Consider the following 16,844-nt stretch of genomic DNA (forward strand, 5'->3'; position numbering starts at 1 on the left):
CATTTTAGGGGTTTTCCCTGACTTACTTCCCACATGCCGGGGGATAGAATGAAAGCGTAAAAAGCAGCCGGTACGGCATGGGAAAGGAGGAGCGAGCCGTGGAGACGCGTACGGAATCGCAGCACCAGGCCAAGCAGACGCAGCCGGAGCAGGAAAACCTGAAGGGCACGTTTGCCGCCGTGCTGTTGGTGGGGGCGTTCATTCTCCTCAGTTGGTTTGGCGTATTTGGCCTGTTTTTGAATCGGGCGTAGCAAGGCGAAAGGCAGGAGGGAGAGGATACGATGCATCTGCACCGTTACGAGAAAATCTGGCTCATGCTGGGAGCGGGAGGGTTGGCGCTGTTTATCGCGCTCTTGTGCGTCAACGCGTTCGCCATGGGGATGGCTCCGCCGAGCAGCATGGACATGATCGATCCGGCCCAGGTGACCAAAACGCCTCCGTTTGACAAACCGGGGCTGAAAAAGGTGGGAGAGAATGAATACGACGCGTACATGACGGCGTTTGCCTTCGGGTTTGCGCCGGGCAACATGGAGGTGCCGCTGGGCGCCACGGTCAACTTCCACGTCACCAGCCCGGACGTGGTGCACGGTTTCCAGATTCCCGGGACCAACGTCAACTTCATGGTGATGCCGGGACACATCAACTCCGCGTCGTACACCTTTGACAAACCGGGCGAATACCTGATTCTGTGCAACGAATACTGCGGCGCCGGCCATCAGGTCATGGCGACCACAATCACGGTGAAGTAAAGGCAGGTGACGGAACATGAAAATCGCTTCATTCAGTCAGACGCCGGTAGACCGCTCGACGGCCCGCCTCAGTCTGGCGTACATCTGGGTGGCGTATGCCGCGTTTGGACTGGCGGCGCTGGCCGGAATGCTGCAGGGGATGGTGCGCGGCGGCCTCATCGAGCTGCCGAGCTGGACCAACTACTATCAGATTCTGACCGCGCACGGCGTGTTGATGGCACTCATCTTTACCACGTACTTCATCATCGGCTTTCTGCTTTCGGGGGTAGCGCGTACCACCGGCGGGGCCCTGCACGCCGCCGCCTTGAGATGGGGCTGGGCCGGCTGGGTGCTGATGACGGTCGGAACGGTCATGGCGCTCGTGACGATCATCACCAACGACGCGTCCGTTCTCTACACCTTTTACGCGCCGCTGAAGGCATCGCCGTACTTTTACATCGGGACGGCCCTGCTGGTGGTCGGGAGCTGGCTGGGCGGATTCGCGATCTTCAGCCGCTATCGCAGATGGAAACGGGAAAACGGCGGAAGCATGTCGCCCCTGTTCGTGTTCATGTCGGTCACGACCTTCGTGCTGTGGATCATCGCCACGCTGCCCGTGGCGGTGGAGGTGCTGTTCCAACTGATTCCCTGGTCGTTCGGCTGGACCTCGACAATCAACATCATGCTCAGCCGGACCCTGTTCTGGTTCTTCGGCCACCCGCTGGTCTACTTCTGGCTGATGCCGGCTTACATTGCTTGGTACGTCTGCGTGCCGCGGTTCATCGGCGGCCACGTGTTCAGCGACTCGCTGGCCCGGCTCGCGTTCATCTGCCTGCTGCTGTTCTCCATCCCCGTCGGCTTCCACCACCAACTGATGGAGCCGGGCATTTCGCCGGGCTGGAAGATGATCCACGTCATCCTGACGCTGATCGTCGTGATTCCGTCGCTGATGACCGCGTTCTCCATGTTTGCTACGTTTGAAACGACCGGACGGAAAAAAGGGGGAACAGGGCTGTTTGGCTGGCTGAAAAAAATGCCGTGGTCGGACGTTCGCTTCTTCGCGCCCTTTGTGGGCATGCTGTTCTTCATTCCGGCCGGCGCCGGAGGGATTATCAACGCCAGCAACCAGATGAACGCCGTCGTCCACAACACCGTCTGGGTAACCGGCCACTTCCACATCACCGTGGGAACGGCGGTCGCGCTCACCTTCTTCGGCGTCAGCTACTGGCTGATTCCGGCGCTGACGGGACGCACGCTCACCCGTACGGCCAACCGCATGGGAATGGTGCAGACGGTCTTCTGGGCAGTCGGCATGTTCCTGATGTCGTTTGCGATGCACTACCTGGGCCTGCAGGGGACGCCCCGGCGCACCGCCTACACCACCTACATGGATCACCCGGTCGCGCTCGGCTGGATGGATTTTCAGCGCGTCATGGCCTTTGGCGGGGGCCTGCTGTTTACGGCGGCGGTTCTGCTGCTGCTGATTCTCGGTTATCTGGCGTTCTTTGCGCCCAAAGGAAAAACGGAGTATCCGATTGCGGAAACGGAGACGGAACAACAGACACCGCGCATTCTGGAGCGCTGGCCGGTCTGGGTGGGCGTGCTGGCCTTCCTGATCGTGATGGCGTACGGCTACCCGATCATGGAGCAGCTTCATCACCATCCGCCCGGCTCGCCGCCGATCCGCACCTGGTAACAACGGAACAGTGGCAATACGGAAGAGGGACGGTTCCACGCAGCATGATCTGCTCGGAACCGTCCCTTTTTTTGCCCGACGAGCCTTTCGCGGGCGGCGGTGCGGCTTAGGGAACGTAAATCATCTTCCGCGTCATGCCGCCGTCGATCACCAGCTCCGCACCTGTGACGAAATCGCTGCCGTCACCGGTCAAAAACAGGCAGGCGCGGGCGATGTCTTCCGGTTTGCCGACGCGTCCGGCCGGGTGCTGGTGGTGGTCCTCCGGCCGCAGCGCGGCATAATCGCCCGTCTCGATCCAGCCGGGCGAGATGGCGTTGACGCGGATGCCGTCCGGTCCCAAGGAAACCGCCAGGGCGTGCGTCAGGGCGAGAATGCCCCCTTTGGAGGCGGCGTATGCCTCCGAGTGCGGTTCGGACATGTGCGCCCGCGTGGAGGCGATGTTGATGATCGAGCCGCCCCCGGATTGGCGCATCAGCTTGGCCGCTTCCCGGGAGCAGAGGAAGACGCTGCGCAGATTCGTGTTCAGAATGCGGTCCCACTCCTCGACCGAAAGCTCGTACGGCGAGGCCCACTGCGAGATGCCGGCGTTGTTCACGAGAATATCCAGCCTGTTCCAGCGGGACTGAACCATGCGCATCAGATCCTCGATCTCGGCCGGGACGCTGACGTCGACCGGGTGGAAAACCGCGGTTCCGCCCGCGGCGGCGATGGCTCGAACGGCCGCTTCTCCCGCTTCCCGGTTTTGTTCGGCGACAACGACGTGGGCGCCGTGGGCGGCGTACAGGGAGGCGACGGCAAAGCCGATCCCCCGCCCGGCTCCGGTGACGACGACAATTTTGTTGGCAAACGACATGACCAATTCCTCCTGTCAACGAAAATGGGCCGGCCCGGCGAATGAAATCAGACCGGGTATTGAACACTGGAAAAGGAGCAAAACTGGTGTCTCGGCATATTGTATTGTTGCAATACGTAAGCGACTAATATAAAGTAAGAGTGTTACCATATGAGTGACAGAGGAGGCTTCCCGTATGCAAGCAGACGTAAAACTGACGGCTGAACAAGTCATGGAAGCACGCCACAGCGTGCGCAAATACGATCCCAACGCAGAGATTCCGCGCGAGGAATTAAACGAAATTCTGCGCTTGGCCGCGACTGCCCCGTCTTCTTGGAACCTGCAGCACTGGCGTTTTATCGTGGTGACGGACAAAGCCAAAAAAGAGCAGCTTCTGCCGATCGCCTATGGGCAGCAGCAGGTGGTAGACGCCTTTGCCACTATTATTGTACTCGGCGATTTGGAGGCGGACAAATCGGCACGGCCGGTCTATGACGATGCGCTGGCCAAGGGATACGTCACCGAACAAGTGCGGGATACGATGATCAGCCAGATCGAAGGGACGTATCGCAACAATCCGCAAATTGCCCGCGACGAGGCCATCCGCAACGCTTCGCTCGCATCCATGCAATTGATGCTGGCCGCCAAAGCAAAAGGATACGACACTTGCCCGATGCTCGGCTTTGACAGTGCCGCGCTTGTCCAGGCGCTCAACATCCCGCCGCGCTACATTCCAGTGATGATGATTACGGTGGGCAAGGCCAGTGTGCCCGCACGTCCGACCGCCCGCTTTGGCCTGGATCAACTGGTGATCGAAAACAGCTTCTAAACAGCTTCTATACCATTAGGCGAAAACAAACAAAGCCGGCAGCCCGTCCGCGTGGAGCGGGTTGCCGGCTATTTGCCGTTCGTCTTCTGTTTTTGCAGTGGTCACCCCGAGGGAGCTGGCCGTCATTCCGTTGTCAGCGGCAGTTCGACTGTTACCGTGGTTCCGCTGCCGAGCTGGCTGTCGACGTGGAAACGGCCGCCGTGGAGCTGGACGATCTCCCGGCAGATGGCGAGGCCCAAGCCGCTGCCGGCCTGTTTGGACCGCCCCTTGAAAAACTTTTGCGTGATGTGCGGCAGGTCTTCCGGGTCGATGCCTTCGCCTGTGTCCGCTACGGCGACGGCCGCCCATCCCCCGGTCTCCTCCGCCGTTACGGTGATCGCCCCGCCCCTGGGGGTAAACTTGAAGGCGTTGTCCAGCAAATTGACAAAGATCTGCTTCAGCCGGTTGGCGTCACCCGCGACCGGCAGGGGAGCATCCGGCACGACAACCTGAAGCGCCACGCCCTTGTCGTGCGAGCGGACGGCGAACTGCACCCGGACGTCTTCCAGCACGTCGCGCAGATCCAGCCGCTCCCGCGACAGCTTCATCTCGCCGGACTGAAACTTCGAGAAATCCAGCAGTTCTTCCACCAGGCCGATCAGCCGATCCGTTTCCTTGGCGATCACTTCCAGGCCGAGCCTTGTCTCTTCTGGATCGTTCAGCCCGCCGGAAAGGAGCGTCTCTCCCCAGCCCTTGATCGAGGTGAGCGGCGTCCGCAGTTCGTGGGAAACGGAGGAGATGAAGTCGTTTTTCAGTTTTTCGTTTTTGCCGATCTCCTCGGCCATGTAGTTAAACGTCTCCGCCAGCGTGCCCACCTCGTCGTCGTAGCGCTTGGCCGCCCGGACGGAGAAATTGCCCGTCGCCATCTGTGTGGCCGCTCTGGTCAGCTCCAGTATCGGGTCGACCATGCGCTTGGCAGTCACCAGGCTCAAGCCAAAGGCAAACAGTACGACGACGGCCCCGACGCCTGCGCCGTACATCGCAATCTTGTAGACGGCTGCGTACAGCGGTTCAGCGGAAATGGTGTAGCGCAAGACACCGACCGTTTCGCCCAGGTAGGTAAGCCGGTTGGAGACGGCGATGACCCGCTCCGGTGTCTGCGGCGACTTGCCGACGTAGATGCCTGTCGTGTTTGTCAGGGCTTCCTTCACGTCGGGCGTGTCAATCACCTCGGCGGTTTGAAATCCGTAGGAGTTGAGCAGCACTTTTCCCTCGGTGTCCAGTACTTCCACCTTGGCGGTTTCCCCGTTTGAAACGTTCTCCAAAATATAGCGGGCCTTGTCTTTCAGCCCGTACGTGCCTGCGTACTTGTTAATAAAGGTGGTGAACGTGGTGGCCCGCGTGACCAGCGTTTCGGTGGCGGTGCCAAAGTAATAGGTATGCACCGCCCAGTAGAATAGCCCTTCCAACACCAGCACGATCAACAACAGGATGAAACCAAAGTGGATGATCAGTCTGGCCCTAATCCCTCTCATTGTTCGTTTCCTTTCGCCATAAATAACCATAGCCCCAAACCGTTTCCACGTATTTGGGGTGGGCGGGGTCTTCTTCTATCTTTTGGCGGATGCGGCGAATGTTCACGTCGACCACTTTCAGGTCGCCGACGAAAAACTGACCCCAGACCTTGGTGAGAATCTCGTCGCGGCTGATCGCCTTGTTCGCGTTTTCCGCGAGCAGCTTGATAATGGCAAATTCTTTCGGGGTCAGCACGATCTCCTGCCTGCCTTTCAAGAGCTTCCGCTCGTCCAAGAGCAGCGTGAACGGATGGATGTCGATGAGGCGTTTTGCCTCGTCGGGAGCGGGGAGGGAGGAGAGCCGGCGGTGCAGCGCCTTGACGCGCGCCAGCAGCTCCGCCGGACTGAACGGTTTCACCACGTAATCGTCCGCCCCAAACTCCAGGCCCATCACCTTGTCCCGTTCCTGGCTCTTGGCCGTCAGCATGATGATGCCGAGCCGGGGGAACTTCTGGCGCAGGCGTCCGCATACCGCAAAACCGTCGATCCCCGGCAGCATCACGTCGAGGATCGCGATCTCGATGTCCGGCTGGCTTTCGGCGATGTCCAGCGCTTCCTCCCCGCTGGCCGCTTCCACCACCTCGCAGCCTTCCCGCTTCAGGTTAATGCGGACAAAGTCGCGAATCGACTTTTCGTCTTCCAGCAACAACACTTTCATCGTCTCTTCTCCTTGCTCCTGCGGTAAGATGATCGGTCACACCGGCATTTTCAGCGGACGGAACAACTGGCGGATTTCGTCCGCCGTCAGCAGCATGGCATTGTACTCACGCAGGGCGCCGCCGCTCAACCCGTTGGCTTCCTGCGGCTGGATCGCCACCACCACCTGTTTTCCCTGCTCCGTCAGCACGATATAGGGCGTCTGCTTCTCCTTCAGGGACGCTTCGACCTTTGTCCAATCCTTCTGCGGAACAGCCTGCAGGGTGAGCAGCGTCGCCTTTTCTTTGCCCCCCTGGCCGTAATAGAGCAGGCGGACGGAGGGAGAGGCGGGGTCGCGGTCTTCCTCAATGGTGTACTTGTCGTTCCACTTGGCGGGAATGCGAAAATCGGTGCCCATGTGGTACGCCTGATAGTGGTCCTCGACGTGGCGCAGGCCGGCCGCTCCGTCCCACTGGTAATAGGATGCGATCCACGGGATTTCCGCCATGGTCAGCTCGTCGGTGCCCGGCGGCTGGGCATGGATGCCGATTTCGACGATGCCGTCGTCGTTGATGTCTTCGCTGGGCAGGACATAGGGTTTAAAGGTCAGGTCGATGTCACCGTTCGCCTTGGCCAGCGGACGGACCAGCTTGCCGTTTTGCCAGACCAAAAACTCGGTCATGCCGGAATGCGCCCCCATGCCTGCCTCGACAAAGATCGCGGATTGGGTGGGCGTCGCCCTGCCAATCGTCGCCTGTTCGTACCCGTTTACGGCCCCCTCCAGGGGCAGCTCGGTCAGCTTGCCCAACTGTCCGTCCTTCAGACCGTACACCTCCGCTTTGGACGTCAGCGCGTTGTGGTCGTGAGAGACCAGCGCCAGCTCCACCTGGTTGTCACCGGTGAGATCGCCGACCGCCATGACCGCGTACGGCTGCTTCAGCAGCTCACGCATCTGTTCCTGCTGCCAGGAGTAGACGGACAGTTCCTTGTTCAATCCTTCGCCGCCGCCCCAGCCGATCAGCATCTCGGGGACGCTGTCGCCCGTCACGTCGACGAACTGGACGTAGTCCAATTCGCTGCCGATTCCGGTGAAGGACGCGGTTTTCTTCCACTTTCCCCCCTTTTGGCTGAGGACTAGCACGCCAATTTCGTAATCGGTTTTTTCCGTTTTGTAAAACGCGACCACCTCGGGAGTGCCGTCTCCGGTCAGATCCTGCAGGCTGACCGCGCTGGCCTCTTCGGGGTGAAGCGGCACCGTCAACTGCGAGCCGGGCGGCAGAAACTGCATGACCGCCTGGTTGATCGATTGCTGGTTGGCATCGGCCAACGGTGCCCGCATCAATTCGTTGGGAGTGTCGTACAGGCCGCAGCCGCTGGTGAAAACGGCGAGAGCGGCCGGCAACAGCCACGTTTTTTTCATGGTGGTTCCGTTCCTTTCTGTGTGGTGCTCAAAAATCTGACTCTATTGTAGCCGGACTGGAAGGAAAAAGGGTTGCAAACCGGTGACATCGATCCGCTGCCGAGGGCGAAAAAAGGGAAAAGCCGTTTTGCAACAATTTGGTACGTTCCACCGTTTATGTAAACAGAGTCACAGCGTATTGACAGAATATAGAAATGAACGGCTGGCCGTTCTGCAACCTGTTTCCTGAGACTGCAGGATGTGCAAACACGAGATCAGGGAAAACAAAGGGAGGAAGAAACGATGAAAGCGTGGTGCAAGACCGTATCGGCCGTGCTGTGCGGCGGCGCGATTCTCTTGACGGCGGGACCGAATGTGGAGCCGGTCCATGCGAAGACGGTGAATCCGCAAGCGTTTGCCACCGTGGTGCGCATTCAGCCCCAGCAATCGATTACGTTCCAGATAACATTTGTAGATGGATTTCGGGCACAGGTGACCAGCAGCCACTTCAAGGGGGTCACCACCGTTGACGTGAGTCCCAACAAGGACGGATACGTGAAGTACGGCGTCTACCAGGCCAACGGCAAGCTGCGCAAACCGATCAAAGGCTTTGCCGAAAAGCTGGTCCAACTGGTCCCGTACTACGAAGCGGACGGGAGCATCCGGTACCTCGGCCGCCAGACCCTGTGGGGCGTGGACGGGTACGACCGGATCGCCGTGGCCACCAGCGTCTGGACACTGGTCAACCAAAAGCCGCAGCTCGTCGGGCTTACCATCGACAAAGGCGATTGGGACAACATGCCGTCCCCCGACGTGGACGTCAACACCGGGTTCAGCATGGACAAAGACAGCACCTTTGTGCTGGACACCAAGTACGCCGACGTGACGGGGGACGGGGTGCGCGACCATGTGCTGCTGGTGGGCCACAAAATGGGCGCGTCCATGAACCTGCTGGCCGACGATCTGCGCCTTGTCGTCCGCGAGGGAAAAACCAACCAGCAGACGTATGCCTCGGTGGGCCAATGGGATCAGGCTTATCTGCCGAAACTGCACATCGGCCGCTATAACCAGGACAGCGTAAACGACATTTTGATCACCATGCCCACGGAAACCGGAAAGGTCTACAGCCTGATGACGTGGAAAGGCAACCGCCCGGCGGCGCTGATCGACCAGAAGACGGTGAACAACCCGGCCGTCTACCAGCCGGTCATCGGCCGACACGGAGAAGCGGTCGGCCTCCACAAGGTGACGCCGAAGCCGAAACAGAAATGACAGCAGGCGCGCCCTGATGCGTGCCCGCAAACGAACATCCCTCTCTTCGCAGCGGAGAAGAGAGGGATGTTTGTCTTGGCGAGGGTTACAGGAATAGGAATCCCAGGATGGACACCACTACGATGCCGACCAAGCCTTGAACCAGCGTGGCCAGCGTTTGGGCGCGGTAGGCGGTGGGCAGGCTCATTTTGGAGAACTGGGTGACGACCCAGAAATAGGAGTCGTTCACGTGGCTGACCACCATGGCGCCGCAGCCGATGGCCATGACCGTCAGCATCTGTCCGATGGGAACGGTGCCCAGCATCGCATCCAGGCCGAGGGACGGCAGGAGCGGCATCATGATCGTTGAGGTGATGACCAACGAAGCGGTGGAGCTGCCCTGAGCCGTTTTGAGGACGGCAGCGATCAGGAAGGTGATGATCAGCGCGCCCACGCCGACAAAGGCGACATTGCCGTCGATCAGCGTCTTCACGTAATCGGAGATGGGGCTGGCCTTGATGACCGCGCCGAGCGAGCCGCCCGCACCGGTAATCATGATGATGACGGCAGCGTCCAGTAGGCCTTCGCTCATCCACTTGGTCAGCGTTTCCTCATTACGCTGCCGCAATAATCCGAAAATGGCGAAGAGCAAACCGATAAACAGCGCGTTCACGGGCGTCCCCAGGAAGGTGAAGAGCGTGTTGGCAAAGCCGGTCATCAGCACTTCCTTGTTGCCCTGCGCATCGACCCCTACCGGGAAGTTGGCGAACGAACCGAGGGCCAGCAGGATAATCGGGACCACGATCGGCGCAAACGAGGCGAAGGCGGACGGCAGTTGTCCGAAACGGGCCTTGAACTCCTCAAAGGTTTCCACCGCCTCATCCAGTTCCACCGGGAGCTTGTCCGCCACTTTGCGGGCCCAGACGTGTCCGGCCAGCGCGACCGGGATGGAAACGACGAGACCGATGACGATCACCCAGAACAGGCCGTCCGGTCCAATGCCGACGTTGGACGCGGCGGCGATGGGACCCGGCGTCGGCGGCACCAGTGTATGGGTGGCGTACAGGCCGGTGGAGAGAGCGACTGCCAGGGTGACGACGCTGACGCCGGTCTTTTTCGCCAGCGATTTTTTCAGGGAAGACAAAATGACGTAGCCGGAATCGCAAAAGACCGGGATGGAGACGATCCAGCCGATGATCGTCATGGCCAGTGCGGGATGGCGGTCGCCCAGGATGCGCAGCACCACTTCCGCCATTTTGACGGCGGCGCCGGAGTTTTCCAGGATTTTGCCGATCATCGTTCCGAAGATGATGACCAGACCGATGCTGGTGATGATGCCGCCGAATCCGCCGGCAATCTCTTTGCCGATGTCGGCGATGATCGGTTTCTCGACACCGCTGAGGGAGCCGACAAGGTTGGTCGCCAACGCAAATAGATACGTGCTGGAAATGATGGATAAGAACGGGTGGAGCTTCCACTTGGCTGTCGCGTAGATGATGAAGAGAATCGACAGCAGCAGCAGAAGCAAAATGATCGGCCCCAACTGAATCACTGCAGGACTCATGACAATCCTCCCTTGCTTGCGAAAATGCGCGTGAGTTGTTCGGCCGCCTGTTCCAGCAGTCCGGTGGTGTGCGCCATCGCCTGGTCCAGCGTCATCGGCTTGTTGATGATGCTGGCCACCGCAGTGACGCCGTGTTCGTACAGCGCTTCGATGCCGGTGCCGATGGAACCCGCCAGGACGACGACGGGAATCCCGCGCTGCTGCGCCAGCCTTGCCACCCCGCAGGGCGTTTTGCCCTGAGCGGTCTGGTAGTCGACCTGCCCTTCGCCGGTAAACACCAGATCGGCGCCTTCCATCGCTTCGGCCAGCCGGGTGGTTTCGCTGACGATCTGGATGCCGGACTTCAGCTCGCCGTTCAAAAAGGCGAGGAGGGCGCCCGCTACGCCGCCGGCCGCACCGGTCCCCGGCAGGTCGTGGATCGCGATGCCCCTGGTCTGTTCAATCACATCGGCAAAATGGCGCAGATTGTCGTCCAAAAGTTTGACCATCTCGGGCGTGGCCCCCTTTTGCGGGCCGAACACATGGGAAGCGCCGTTCGGACCGACAAACGGGTTGTCCACGTCGCAGGCGATGGTAAACCGGCACTCTGCCAGCCGCGGATCGGCACTGCTCGCATCGATTCGCTCCAGTTTTCCGAGCTCACCTCCTCCAAAAGCGATCGGCTGGCCGGCCGCGTCCAACAGGGCGAACCCGAGCGCCTGAAGCATGCCGGCCCCGCCGTCATTGGTAGCGCTTCCGCCGATCCCCAGAATAAAGCGGCGGCAGCCCAGGTCCAATCCGGCCTTGATCAATTGGCCGAACCCGTAGGTGGTGGTCACGAGCGGATTGCGCTCTGACGCCTCGATCAGGTAGAGGCCCGAAGCGGCTGCCATCTCGATGACGCACGTTTCCCCGTCTCCCAGGATCCCGAACTCCGCCGTGATCTCCCGGCCGAGGGGATTTTTGACGGCTGCCTGCAAAATCTTGCCGCCGGTCGCGTCCACCAGGCACTGGAGGGTGCCTTCACCACCGTCGGCCATCGGCTTGACGACGATTTCGCTGTCCGGCAGCGCTCTGCGCACGCCTGCCGCGATGGCTTCTCCCGCCTGTTTGGCGGTAAGGCTTCCTTTAAACGAATCAGGTGCGATGACAATCTTCATGCTGCCCCTCCCTTGGCCAGGGTTTCCATCATCTGTTCAATGTCGTCCACGTATTTGACCAGCGCCTGCAGCGCGGTGGATTGTTCCTGCGCCTTGTCGTCGTTTGCTTTGGCCTGTTCGCTGATGCTGCCGAACGTGACGTGCACCTGGCGGAGAATCTCCTGAATCTGCTTGATGGTGTTTTGGCAGACGGACGCCAGTTTGCGGACCTCGGAGGCGACGACCTGAAAGCCTCTGCCCGCTTCGCCGGCCCGCGCCGCTTCGATGGCGGCGTTTAAGCCGATCAGGTTGCTGTGGTCGGCGATTTCCTTGATCATCTTGAGCGCGTCCGTGATCTGCTTGATTTGTTCTTCGCCGTTTTTCACGACCTGCAGGGCGTTTCGGCTGGCTGCGGCAAAGTCTTCGGAACTGGCGGAAATCTGTTGAATGGTGGCCGCCATGTTGTGCAGTTGTTCGTACACTTGTTTGGAGGCCTGCTGCTGTTCCATGACCTGTTCGCGGTTTTTCAGCCACAGAACGACGGTACGGACGGCGACACGGACGATCGGCAGCATCTCGTCCGGGTTGCCAGACATGCCGATGACGCCGATGCGCTGGCCGTTGTACACGATCGGCAGGTTGGAGCCCGGACGTACGCCCTCCAGTTCCCGTGCCTGCTCCTCCGTCACCAGGGCTTCGTCAATCAATCCGAGCATGATCTTTTTGGCTGCCTCGTGCACGGTGCCGATGCGTTCCGGGCGGGTGGAGGAGAGGATCACACCGCCCTCGCCCATGATGTTGATGTGCTGACCGGTCTCTTCATGCAAAATTTGTACAATTTCGTCGAAAAAACCATCCTGCAAAAACGAAAGCGTATTCATAGCCATTCCTCTCATGTTCTTCTGTCGTTACCATTAATATACAAGACTTGGATGGCGATTACATTTTGCAAAACCACCAAAAAAGCGTGTCGAATCCTGTCTGGTTTCTGTGAGGATTATCCAGTTTGGGAGAGGCGGTGCAGTTCCAGCGCCAGCTTGATTTTGGCCGCCTCGGCAAAGCAGCGCGGATTGCGCCCCAGCATCTCCTCAATCCGGTCCAGCCTGTACAGGAGCGTGTTGCGATGGATGTTGAGCGCTTGAGCCGCCGCCGTCAGGTTGAGATCGGCGGAAAACAGAGCGTTCAGCGTCTCCAGCAGTTCGTCGTGCTTGACGAGTTCCTTGAGAATGTCGCGGACCACCACTTGTCGGGTGGCGGGGGGTATTTCGAGAAGCAGCAGCTCCAGCGACATGTCGTCAATATGGCCGATAGCCCCCTTTTCGGGGAAGCGCTCCAGCACCTGCAGTGTCTGCATGGCCTCCTTGAACGACAGTTCCAGATCGTAGACGTCTTCATAGCCGCGCCCCATTGCGATCAGAAGGTGGTCGCGGAGGCCGGCGGGGGCTGCGTTCAGCAGTTTGTGGGCGGCTTCGTGCAAATACGGCTTGATCTGCTCCCTGCTGCGGAGGCCGCTCAAGTCGGTGACGACGATCCAGCAGTTCCGTTTTGTCACGGAGACGCAGACCTGATCGGAATGGCGGAAGCAGGCGGCAACCTTGCGGGGGAAGCGGCGGTCGGCATGCCATTCCTCCCAGTCCTCCGCGCCGGTCGCCTGGATGATCACGACCGAGCGGGGACGGGACAAATCCAGACCGAGCAGGGCACCGCGGGACATCACCACGTCGCGCGAAGGGTCCAGCGTCCCGGAAATCATCTCCTGCACCAGAAAATTGACCGAGCGCTCCGCCAGTTCCATCTGCTCCGTCAGATACGCCTGCTGCAGCATCATTTCCGTCATCATCTTGACTGCTTTGCCGAACGGAACCACTTCCTGCGGAGCGCCGGATATGCCGATCACGCCGACAATCTGCTGCTGAAAGCGGATGGGCATGTTGATGCCGGGCTTCGTTCCCGTCCATTTTTGGCAATCTTCTTCGCCGAGGAGCATTTCCTCCCCGGTGGCAATCACCTGGCGGGCCGCCTGGTGAAAGCTCTGGATGCGTGCAGGATCGCTGGAACTGATAATGACGCCGTCCTTATCCATGACATTGATGTTCAGGTTGGTCACTTCCATTGTGCGTTTGACAATCCGGTCGGCGAGGGATTGAGTCAACTTCATTACCGCAGGCTCCTTCCGCTGGACATAGAGTATGGGTCTATTCATTGTATCGGGTAAACATTCCCACATCTTTGAAATCGTAATGATTACGTTTTATCTTGACGAGCCGTTCGTCCTTGGGGTAGGATAAAAATCAAATCGTATTGATTACGATTTATAAACGTACAAGGGAGCTGCAAGGCATGGCTGATCAAGGAAAGCCGGACAAACGAATACCGGTGACGGTCCTCAGCGGATACCTGGGAGCGGGCAAGACGACGCTGCTCAACCACGTGCTGAACAATCGCGAGGGTATGCGCGTCGCCGTCATCGTCAACGACCTCAGCGAGGTGAACGTGGACGGAACGCTGGTTGCCCAGGGGGGCGGCGTCTCCCGGGTGGAGGAAAAAGTGGTGGAGATGTCCAACGGCTGCATCTGCTGCACGCTGCGGGAGGATTTGCTGACGGAAGTGGAGCGGCTCGCCCGGGAAGGCAGGTACGACTATATCCTGATCGAATCCACCGGCATCGGCGAGCCGGTCCCGATCGCCCAGACGTTTACATATGTGGACGAAGAAAACGGGATCGACCTTTCCGCCGTGTGCCGGCTGGACACGATGGTGACCGTGGTGGACGCCTGCCGGTTCTGGCACGACTTTTCCTCGGGGGAGAGTCTGCTGGAACGGGGCCAGGCAACCGGCGAGGACGACCAGCGCGACGTCGTGGAACTGTTGATCAACCAGATCGAGTTTTGCGACGTGATGATCCTCAACAAGTGCGACCTGGTGGAGGAGGCGGAGCTGGAGAAGCTGGAAGCCGTCCTGCGCAAACTGCAGCCGCACGCCAAGCTGATCCGGAGCAGCCGCGGCCGGGTCAATCCCCGGGAGATCCTGCACACCGGCCTGTTCGACCTGGAAAAAGCGAGCCAATCGGCCGGCTGGCTGCAGGAACTGCAGAAGGGAGAGCATACGCCGGAGACGGACGAATACGGCATCTCCTCCTTTGTCTACCGACGCCGCCGCCCGTTTCACGCGGAGCGCTTTGCGAACTGGCTGGAACAGTGGCCGGAACAGGTGGTGCGGGCCAAGGGCTTTTTCTGGCTGGCGACGCGAAACGATCTGGCGATGTCGGTAAGCCAGGCGGGCCCGTCGATCGAAGTGGGCGCGGTCGGGTATTGGGCAGCCGCCCTGCCGGAAGCGGAACAGCAGATGCTCCGGGCGGAAGACCCTGACTGGGCCGCCACGTGGGACCCGCGGCATGGCGACCGGTTGACCGAACTGGTCTTCATCGGGATCGGCATGGATCAGGCCGCCATCGAGCGCGGGCTGGACGCCTGCCTGCTGACGGACGAGGAGTACGAAGCAGACTGGAGTGCTCTGTCGGACCCGCTGCCGACGGCGGATACGGTTGTCGAGACGATCATGTGAGCAAAAGGAGGAAAAACCAATGCGCGTAACGGTGACGCTGCAGTGCACGGAGACGGGAGATCGCAACTACATCACGACGAAAAACAAGAAAAACACCCCGGAGCGGCTGGAACTGATGAAGTATTCGCCGCGGCTGAAGCGGCGGACGCTGCACCGGGAAACGAAGTAGGACGAACCACGTCATCGACTGTCAAAAAAAAAACGGCCGGGACCGCTGTCCCGGCAGCCGGCGGCGGATTACGCTTCCTGTTTCAACACGGGGCGTTCCGCCTCTTTCTTTTGTTGGGCGAAAAACAGCTTCATCAGCGGCGGCGTCACCAGTGTCGTCACCAGAACGACGACGACGACGGCGGCAAACATGTCCTCGGTCAGCAGCCGGGTATCCAGTCCGATGGAGGCGATGATCAGCGCCACTTCCCCGCGGGACACCATCGCCGCGCCGATGCCCAGGGAGCTGCTCCAGGTGAAACCGGACAGCTTCGCACCGAGCGCGCCGCCGACCAGTTTGGTCAGGATCGCCAGGATGCTGAGGCCCACAATCAGGCCGAGATGTTCGCCAATGCCCGCAAACGACGCCGTGACCCCGATGGAGGTGAAGAACACCGGCACAAACACGGAATAGCTGAGTGTTTCCACCTTTTCACACACCTCGTGCTTGTACGGGGTCAGGCTGATGGCCACTCCGGCTATATAGGAGCCGATGATGGCGGCTACTCCCGCATAGTCGGCCAGGTAGGCGAACGTAAAACAGATGATCAGTCCGGCGGATACGACGGACTCGGTCACCTGCAGCGGAGCAAACCGCTTCAGCACCCAGGGCACCACTTTCCAGGAGAGCAGCAGGGCGACGGCGAAGAACACCGCTTTTTTCACGATCACCATGCCGAGATTGACATCACCGCCGGCAAAGCTCATCACAAAAGCCAGGGCGAGGATGACCAGCACGTCGTCGATGACCGCCGCGCCCAGGATGGTTGCCCCTTCTTTTGACTTCAGCCTGCCCAGCTCTTTGAGCGCCTGCACGGAAATGCTGACGCTGGTGGCGGAAAGCAGCAGGCCGAGAAAGACCGCTTCCATCGGAGACATGCCGATGGCGGTGCCCGCCAGATACCCCAGCGTCAACGGCGCCAGGATGCCGGCCACGCCGACAAACGTGGAGGCTTTTCCCGTCCGCTTGAACTCGTCGAGATCGGTTTCCAGTCCCGCGATGAACATCAGCAGAATGACGCCAATCTCGCTGATTTCCTTGAGGATTTCCGTATCGTTTACCAACCCCAGCACCGTAGGCCCGAGCACGATGCCGATCAGCAGCTTGCCCAGCACGGAGGGCTGCCCCAATCGGACGCTGATGTCCCCCGCAATCTTGGAAGCGAGCAGAATCACCGCCAGTTGAAAGACAATCATGGACCACTCCCCCTTTGATCTGATGTGAAGGATGAGAATGAAAAAGGAGCCTGCCCCTCGGTTTCCCCTGCCTTCTTAAAAAAGGCAATAGGAAACCTATGGTGACAGGCTCCTCCATTCATCCTACATATTCACGTTTACGCATATCCATCATAACCGATTTTTCCTGAAAAGTCAATAAAGAATGACTGCGGCCTGTTCTGACTCGGCAGCCGGACGGGCAGCCTGTCCCGCAGGGGAAGAACATCCCCCGTTGATGCCGCGGCCCTC

The 16,844-nt window shown here is 59.8% G+C and carries 16 protein-coding genes; 7 read left to right on the forward strand and 9 right to left on the reverse strand.

Annotated elements, in window-relative coordinates:
- Nucleotides 1–98 precede the first annotated feature (98 nt).
- The 3 genes from M516_RS0121365 to M516_RS0121375 are packed head-to-tail and all read left to right on the forward strand — an operon-like array spanning nucleotide 99 to nucleotide 2,424.
- Nucleotides 99–251, forward strand: a complete 153-nt coding sequence (locus M516_RS0121365; protein WP_029100915.1) for a cytochrome c oxidase subunit 2A — start codon at nucleotides 99–101, stop codon at nucleotides 249–251.
- A gap of 30 nt (nucleotides 252–281) precedes the next feature.
- Nucleotides 282–749: a cytochrome c oxidase subunit II gene (locus M516_RS0121370; protein ID WP_029100916.1), complete on the forward strand. Its 468-nt coding sequence runs from the start codon at nucleotides 282–284 to the stop codon at nucleotides 747–749.
- Nucleotides 750–765: 16 nt separating this feature from the next.
- Nucleotides 766–2,424 carry a b(o/a)3-type cytochrome-c oxidase subunit 1 gene (locus M516_RS0121375; protein WP_029100917.1) on the forward strand — a complete coding sequence of 553 codons (1,659 nt, stop codon included), beginning with the start codon at nucleotides 766–768 and terminating at the stop codon, nucleotides 2,422–2,424.
- A 106-nt stretch (nucleotides 2,425–2,530) separates the two neighbouring features.
- Here the strand turns inward: M516_RS0121375 and M516_RS0121380 are convergent, their stop codons facing one another.
- Entirely contained in the window at nucleotides 2,531–3,277 is a 747-nt protein-coding gene (locus M516_RS0121380) for an SDR family NAD(P)-dependent oxidoreductase (protein WP_029100918.1), read from the reverse strand.
- A gap of 175 nt (nucleotides 3,278–3,452) precedes the next feature.
- On the opposite strand from M516_RS0121380, the gene M516_RS0121385 reads away from it, so the two are divergent.
- Complete coding sequence (locus M516_RS0121385; RefSeq protein WP_029100919.1) at nucleotides 3,453–4,085, forward strand: nitroreductase family protein; 633 nt, start codon at nucleotides 3,453–3,455, stop codon at nucleotides 4,083–4,085.
- 122 nt (nucleotides 4,086–4,207) lie between these two features.
- Here M516_RS0121385 and M516_RS0121390 read toward each other — a convergent pair whose 3' ends face one another.
- Genes M516_RS0121390 through M516_RS0121400 form a run of 3 tightly spaced genes read right to left on the reverse strand, consistent with a single transcriptional unit; the run spans nucleotide 4,208 to nucleotide 7,694 of the window.
- Entirely contained in the window at nucleotides 4,208–5,599 is a 1,392-nt protein-coding gene (locus M516_RS0121390) for a sensor histidine kinase (RefSeq protein ID WP_029100920.1), read from the reverse strand.
- Complete coding sequence (locus M516_RS0121395) at nucleotides 5,586–6,296, reverse strand: response regulator transcription factor (RefSeq protein WP_029100921.1); 711 nt, start codon at nucleotides 6,294–6,296, stop codon at nucleotides 5,586–5,588. Before M516_RS0121395 ends, M516_RS0121390 begins: the two co-directional genes overlap by 14 nt.
- 36 nt (nucleotides 6,297–6,332) lie before the next feature.
- Entirely contained in the window at nucleotides 6,333–7,694 is a 1,362-nt protein-coding gene (locus tag M516_RS0121400) for a hypothetical protein (protein WP_029100922.1), read from the reverse strand.
- 282 nt (nucleotides 7,695–7,976) lie between these two features.
- Here M516_RS0121400 and M516_RS0121405 point away from each other — a divergent pair, with 282 nt between their 5' ends.
- Nucleotides 7,977–8,945, forward strand: a complete 969-nt coding sequence (locus M516_RS0121405) for a hypothetical protein (protein ID WP_029100923.1) — start codon at nucleotides 7,977–7,979, stop codon at nucleotides 8,943–8,945.
- A gap of 85 nt (nucleotides 8,946–9,030) precedes the next feature.
- Here M516_RS0121405 and M516_RS0121410 read toward each other — a convergent pair whose 3' ends face one another.
- From M516_RS0121410 to M516_RS0121425, 4 genes are all read right to left on the reverse strand, one after another.
- Nucleotides 9,031–10,458, reverse strand: coding sequence for a GntP family permease (locus tag M516_RS0121410; RefSeq protein WP_197058247.1), 1,428 nt, complete (start codon nucleotides 10,456–10,458; stop codon nucleotides 9,031–9,033).
- 26 nt (nucleotides 10,459–10,484) lie between these two features.
- A complete protein-coding gene (locus M516_RS0121415; RefSeq protein WP_029100925.1) occupies nucleotides 10,485–11,627 on the reverse strand; it encodes a glycerate kinase in 1,143 nt (380 codons plus the stop codon).
- Nucleotides 11,624–12,487: a sugar diacid recognition domain-containing protein gene (locus tag M516_RS26210; protein ID WP_051188331.1), complete on the reverse strand. Its 864-nt coding sequence runs from the start codon at nucleotides 12,485–12,487 to the stop codon at nucleotides 11,624–11,626. The genes M516_RS0121415 and M516_RS26210 overlap by 4 nt, the downstream gene beginning before the upstream one ends.
- 116 nt (nucleotides 12,488–12,603) lie before the next feature.
- Nucleotides 12,604–13,764, reverse strand: a complete 1,161-nt coding sequence (locus M516_RS0121425; protein WP_029100926.1) for a CdaR family transcriptional regulator — start codon at nucleotides 13,762–13,764, stop codon at nucleotides 12,604–12,606.
- A 182-nt stretch (nucleotides 13,765–13,946) separates the two neighbouring features.
- On the opposite strand from M516_RS0121425, the gene M516_RS0121430 reads away from it, so the two are divergent.
- Together M516_RS0121430 and rpmG are read left to right on the forward strand one after the other, a co-directional pair.
- On the forward strand, nucleotides 13,947–15,170 hold the full coding sequence (locus M516_RS0121430; RefSeq protein WP_029100927.1) for a GTP-binding protein: 1,224 nt from the start codon (nucleotides 13,947–13,949) through the stop codon (nucleotides 15,168–15,170).
- A gap of 19 nt (nucleotides 15,171–15,189) precedes the next feature.
- Nucleotides 15,190–15,339: a 50S ribosomal protein L33 gene (gene rpmG, locus M516_RS0121435; RefSeq protein ID WP_029100928.1), complete on the forward strand. Its 150-nt coding sequence runs from the start codon at nucleotides 15,190–15,192 to the stop codon at nucleotides 15,337–15,339.
- Between the two features lie 68 nt (nucleotides 15,340–15,407).
- Here the strand turns inward: rpmG and M516_RS0121440 are convergent, their stop codons facing one another.
- Entirely contained in the window at nucleotides 15,408–16,574 is a 1,167-nt protein-coding gene (locus M516_RS0121440; protein ID WP_029100929.1) for a cation:proton antiporter, read from the reverse strand.
- Nucleotides 16,575–16,844 lie beyond the last annotated feature (270 nt).

Source organism: Brevibacillus thermoruber 423, assembly GCF_000454065.1.
GTDB lineage: Bacteria > Bacillota > Bacilli > Brevibacillales > Brevibacillaceae > Brevibacillus > Brevibacillus thermoruber.

What these genes read in the sequence shown, in the direction of transcription:
- M516_RS0121370 (WP_029100916.1), top strand. Translation starts at nt 282, where the DNA reads ATGCATCTGCACCGTTACGAGAAAATCTGGCTCATGCTGGGAGCGGGA.
- M516_RS0121375 (WP_029100917.1), top strand. Translation starts at nt 766, where the DNA reads ATGAAAATCGCTTCATTCAGTCAGACGCCGGTAGACCGCTCGACGGCC.
- M516_RS0121380 (WP_029100918.1), bottom strand. Translation starts at nt 3,277, where the DNA reads ATGTCGTTTGCCAACAAAATTGTCGTCGTCACCGGAGCCGGGCGGGGG.
- M516_RS0121385 (WP_029100919.1), top strand. Translation starts at nt 3,453, where the DNA reads ATGCAAGCAGACGTAAAACTGACGGCTGAACAAGTCATGGAAGCACGC.
- M516_RS0121390 (WP_029100920.1), bottom strand. Translation starts at nt 5,599, where the DNA reads ATGAGAGGGATTAGGGCCAGACTGATCATCCACTTTGGTTTCATCCTG.
- M516_RS0121395 (WP_029100921.1), bottom strand. Translation starts at nt 6,296, where the DNA reads ATGAAAGTGTTGTTGCTGGAAGACGAAAAGTCGATTCGCGACTTTGTC.
- M516_RS0121400 (WP_029100922.1), bottom strand. Translation starts at nt 7,694, where the DNA reads ATGAAAAAAACGTGGCTGTTGCCGGCCGCTCTCGCCGTTTTCACCAGC.
- M516_RS0121405 (WP_029100923.1), top strand. Translation starts at nt 7,977, where the DNA reads ATGAAAGCGTGGTGCAAGACCGTATCGGCCGTGCTGTGCGGCGGCGCG.
- M516_RS0121415 (WP_029100925.1), bottom strand. Translation starts at nt 11,627, where the DNA reads ATGAAGATTGTCATCGCACCTGATTCGTTTAAAGGAAGCCTTACCGCC.
- M516_RS26210 (WP_051188331.1), bottom strand. Translation starts at nt 12,487, where the DNA reads ATGAATACGCTTTCGTTTTTGCAGGATGGTTTTTTCGACGAAATTGTA.
- M516_RS0121425 (WP_029100926.1), bottom strand. Translation starts at nt 13,764, where the DNA reads ATGAAGTTGACTCAATCCCTCGCCGACCGGATTGTCAAACGCACAATG.
- M516_RS0121430 (WP_029100927.1), top strand. Translation starts at nt 13,947, where the DNA reads ATGGCTGATCAAGGAAAGCCGGACAAACGAATACCGGTGACGGTCCTC.
- rpmG (WP_029100928.1), top strand. Translation starts at nt 15,190, where the DNA reads ATGCGCGTAACGGTGACGCTGCAGTGCACGGAGACGGGAGATCGCAAC.
- M516_RS0121440 (WP_029100929.1), bottom strand. Translation starts at nt 16,574, where the DNA reads ATGATTGTCTTTCAACTGGCGGTGATTCTGCTCGCTTCCAAGATTGCG.